This window comes from Mesorhizobium sp. M0816, from assembly GCF_040320005.1.
Taxonomy (GTDB): domain Bacteria; phylum Pseudomonadota; class Alphaproteobacteria; order Rhizobiales; family Rhizobiaceae; genus Mesorhizobium.
Map to the genome: position 1 here is coordinate 1 of NZ_JAMYOT010000102.1, position 850 is coordinate 850.

The 850-nt window shown below is 65.5% G+C and carries 1 protein-coding gene; it reads right to left on the reverse strand.

What is annotated here, in order from left to right; all coding sequences use genetic code 11:
* Positions 1 to 850, reverse strand: an 850-nt coding sequence (locus NKI17_RS36850) for an IS630 family transposase (protein ID WP_352907951.1), incomplete at both ends; no start/stop codon positions are given.

Here is an 850-nt window from a genome sequence, read left to right on the forward strand (position 1 = left end):
ACTTGGCGAAGAAACCCTCGACCGCGTTGAGCCACGAGCACGACGTCGGCGTGAAGTGGAAGGTGAAGCGCTGATGGCGGTCGAGCCAAGCGCGCACGTTGGGGTGCTTGTGGGCGGCGTAGTTGTCGAGGACGACGTGGACGGCCTTGCTGGCCGGCATTTGCGCCTCGATGGCGTTGAGGAAGCGGATGAACTCCTGATGGCGATGCCGCTGCATGTTCTTGCCGATAACGGTGCCGTCGAGCACGTTGAGGGCGGCAAACAGGGTGGTCGTGCCATGCCGCTTGTAGTCGTGGGTCATGGTGCCGAGCCTTCCCTTCGTCACGGGCAGGCCGGGCTGGGTGCGGTCGAGCGCCTGGATCTGGCTCTTCTCGTCGACCGACAGCACGATGGCGTGAGCCGGCGGATCGACATAGAGGCCGACGACGTCGCGCAGCTTGTTGACGAACTGGGGATCGTTGGAGAGCTTGAACTGGCGCCAGCGGTTGGGCTGCAGCCCGTGCGCCTTCCAGATGCGACGCACAGCGCTTGCGCTGATGCCAGCCGCTTGCGCCATCATGTCGGCGGTCCAGTGCGTCGTCTCGCCCGGCAGATTGGCAAGCGTCAGCGCCACCACGCGCTCGGCCACCTCGGGTCCGAGAGGCGGAATGCGCGAGGGCCGCGTCTTGTCGCGCAACAGCCCCTCGAAGCCTTCAGTGGCGAAGCGCTCCTGCCAGCGCCACACGCAGGTCTTCGATTTGCCGGTTTGCCGCATGATCTCGACGGTGCCGGTGCCGTTGACGCTCAGCAGGATGATCTCGGCGCGCCAGACATGCTTCTGCGGCGTATTGCGATCCCGGATGAGCGCCGT